Below are 2661 nucleotides of genomic sequence, written 5' to 3'. Positions count from 1 at the left end.
GGCGGATGGCCGGCGGCAGGACGGGCGAGCGGGCGGGCCGAGGAGCCGAGGGGCCGAGGAGCCGAGGGGCCAACGAACCAGAAAATCGCTGGTGGGGGCCCATGTGCCCTCGGATATCCTGCCTCGTCCCGTACTGGCAGGCCAAGGAGGTCCTCCGCATGACCGGCATCGTGTCGCCCTTTCCCGAGAAGATCGAGCTCTCCGGGGAAGGCCTCGTCCTGCGCGACTGGACGGAGGCGGATCGGGCCGCGATGCCGGACCTGTTCGACCATCCCGACATCGCCTACTGGACGCCCATCGTCTCGCCCTTCGACGCGGCGGCTGCCGACGCGCGGCTGGCCCGCAGCCGGGCTCTGCGGGCGGAGGGCACGGCCGTCCTGCTCGCCATCACCGTCGACGGCGGCGCCCCGCTCGGCGAGGTGATGCTGCGGCGCGCCGCCGAAGGCTCGGAGATCGGGTACGCCGTCGGCCCGGCGCACCGCGGCCAGGGGCTGGCCGTCCGGGCGGTGCGGGTGATGGCCTCGTACGCCTTCGAGCAGTTGGGGGCGGAGCAGGTGATCCTGGAACTGGAGGCCGAGAACACCGCCAGCGTCGCCGTCGCCTCCAAGGCCGGTTTCCGGCTGCTCGACGTACCGCTCATCACGGGCGAGGAAAAGGGACGGCCCTACGCCCTCCAGACCTGGGGCCTGGACCGCCCCTGAAGCGGGCGCGCGGCCAGGCCGGACGTACGGGACGTCAGGGCGCCGGAGGCTCCAGCTGCGCCACGGGGGGTGGCTCACGCCGCGTAGGGCCCGGGCGCGGCTACACCTCCCAGTGCTCAGCGAAGAAGGTCGGCTCGCCGACCGTGGTGTCCCCGGCTCTCGCGGCGCCCGAGATCAACCCGAGGTCGGCCGAGCCGGCACCTCCGCCGGGGGTGAAGCGCAGGCCGAGGTCGTGCTGCTCGATGTACTGGATCACGACCTCGTCGAGGGCCGAGGGCGGCCGCCGTCCGGGGCGGGGTCATCCCGAACCGTAGCGGTCCCACCCGCTCCCGCGGCACCCAGTCCCGGCGCCACCCGGTACCTGCCGTGGGCCGCGACCTGACCGCCGCCGTTCCGGGGTCCGCCCAGCGCGGCCTGCACCTCGTCGCAGTCCGTCCCGAAACGCAGCGGTCCTACCCCCACCAGCGGATCGAGCGCCCACCGCGCCCGGCCCTCCGGCCTCCCGTCCCCTCGCCCCCTCCGGCTCTCCCTGAGTTGTGGGACGAGCACCCTGCCCACGCACGATCATGGCCTGAGCAGCGTAGGTGCTCCCACTGACAGAGCGGTTCTACGGGCCTACGGGCCAAGGGGCGGTTCGGGACTCGTCGAGGGTGAACAGGGCGCCGTCCGGGTCCCGTACGGTGACCTGTCTCGTCGTGGCCGGCCAGGGCCCGCCCGGGACGACCGTGCCTCCGTGGGCGAGCGCGGCCGCCGTGGCGGCTTCCAGGTCACGGACCCTGAAGTGCACCAGCCAGCGCGGTCGCAGGTGGGGCTTCTCCGCGGCCTCCTCGACGGGGCCGCTGTTCAGGCGGGCCACCGGTTCGCCCTCGTAGCGCAGGACGACCTGGTCCTGCTCGTAGGAGACCTCGCAGCAGCCGCTGCTGTCCGAGGCCCAGCGGAGCGCCTCGCCGTAGAAGAGGGCGGCGTCGAAGGCGTCCCGGGTGTGCAGTTCCAGCCAGGCGGGTGCCGCCCCGTTGCCGATGCGCCAGTCGGCCATGACCCGCCCTTCCCAGATGCCGAACGTCGCGCCCTCGCGGTCGGTGGCCAGGGCCGCCCGCCCGCGCGGCGGGTAGGCCACGGGCCCGACCCCGACGGTGCCGCCGCGCTCGCGGATCCGGGCCACCGCGTCGTCGGCGTCCTCCACGGCGAAGTACGGGGTCCACGCCACGGCGACGGCCAGCTCACGGGCCACCGCCGCGACACCGGCCACGGGAACGCCGTCCGCCTCCGCCACGGAGAACGCCCGCCCGAGCGAGCCCCGGCGGAACTTCCAGCCGAGCACCGCGTGGTAGAAGGCCTCCGAGGCGGCCAGGTCGCGCGCCGTCATGCTGATCCAGCAGGGCGCGCCCGCCAGCTCCGCCGCCACCAGCACCACGATCCAGCCCTCCTCCCGCCGGGCCGGGCACGGGCCGTCGCCACGCCCGGGGTCCCCGCCAGGCCGTTCGGGCCTGCACCTTCCCCGGGTCGCCGGGGTTAATCCCCTGCCCGGCGCCCTGCGCGACATGTTCAAAACACAACATTCGGGGTAGGGGACCCGTCCGCTCACCTACCGGACGCCCGCACGACCCTTCAGGCGGTGATTACGCATGTCCGAGTGCAAGACCCCCGACTACCGCACCGGCCGCCGCGGCCGGCACTGGACCCACGCGCTGCGCGCCGCCCAGCGCGCCGGGGCCGTCATCGTCACCGACGACACCGGCCAGCCCGTCACCTACACCCCCGACCGCACCGGCCCCGGCCGCTTCCGCCCGTGGACCAGCCGCACCGGGATCCGCTACGACAGCCACGACGTCCACCCGGAGTGGTGACACGGCCGGGGCCTATGATGGCGGGGCGGGTGGGGTCGTAGCGCAGAGGTCGACGCGCGCGGTCTCCAAAACCGCGAGGACGCCGGTTCGAATCCGGCCACCCCGACCCGCCC

General features: G+C 74.4%; 4 protein-coding genes and 1 tRNA gene. 3 read left to right on the top strand and 2 right to left on the bottom strand.

Going from position 1 to position 2661, the window contains the following annotated elements; translation table 11 throughout:
- Positions 1–158 precede the first annotated feature (158 nt).
- The gene (locus EF918_RS34560; RefSeq protein ID WP_125652818.1) at positions 159–701 is read left to right on the top strand and encodes a GNAT family N-acetyltransferase; all 543 of its coding nucleotides are present in this window, start codon (positions 159–161) and stop codon (positions 699–701) included.
- A gap of 100 nt (positions 702–801) precedes the next feature.
- On the opposite strand, the gene EF918_RS37495 is transcribed toward EF918_RS34560, so the two are convergent.
- Both EF918_RS37495 and EF918_RS34555 read right to left on the bottom strand, forming a co-directional pair.
- Positions 802–957, bottom strand: a complete 156-nt coding sequence (locus tag EF918_RS37495) for a hypothetical protein (protein WP_185922070.1) — start codon at positions 955–957, stop codon at positions 802–804.
- A 351-nt stretch (positions 958–1308) separates the two neighbouring features.
- The gene (locus EF918_RS34555) at positions 1309–2067 is read right to left on the bottom strand and encodes a VOC family protein (RefSeq protein WP_260610970.1); all 759 of its coding nucleotides are present in this window, start codon (positions 2065–2067) and stop codon (positions 1309–1311) included.
- A gap of 259 nt (positions 2068–2326) precedes the next feature.
- Here EF918_RS34555 and EF918_RS34550 point away from each other — a divergent pair, with 259 nt between their 5' ends.
- Both EF918_RS34550 and EF918_RS34545 read left to right on the top strand, forming a co-directional pair.
- Complete coding sequence (locus EF918_RS34550; RefSeq protein WP_125652817.1) at positions 2327–2548, top strand: hypothetical protein; 222 nt, start codon at positions 2327–2329, stop codon at positions 2546–2548.
- A gap of 30 nt (positions 2549–2578) precedes the next feature.
- Positions 2579–2654: transfer RNA gene (locus EF918_RS34545), tRNA-Trp, on the top strand.
- The last annotated feature ends 7 nt before the right edge of the window (positions 2655–2661 follow it).

The organism is Streptomyces sp. WAC06614, from assembly GCF_003949795.1.
GTDB lineage: Bacteria > Actinomycetota > Actinomycetes > Streptomycetales > Streptomycetaceae > Streptomyces.
This window is presented reverse-complemented; position numbering and strand designations above follow the sequence as displayed.

What these genes read in the sequence shown, in the direction of transcription:
- EF918_RS34560 (WP_125652818.1), top strand. Translation starts at nt 159, where the DNA reads ATGACCGGCATCGTGTCGCCCTTTCCCGAGAAGATCGAGCTCTCCGGG.
- EF918_RS34550 (WP_125652817.1), top strand. Translation starts at nt 2,327, where the DNA reads ATGTCCGAGTGCAAGACCCCCGACTACCGCACCGGCCGCCGCGGCCGG.
- EF918_RS34555 (WP_260610970.1), bottom strand. Translation starts at nt 2,067, where the DNA reads ATGACGGCGCGCGACCTGGCCGCCTCGGAGGCCTTCTACCACGCGGTG.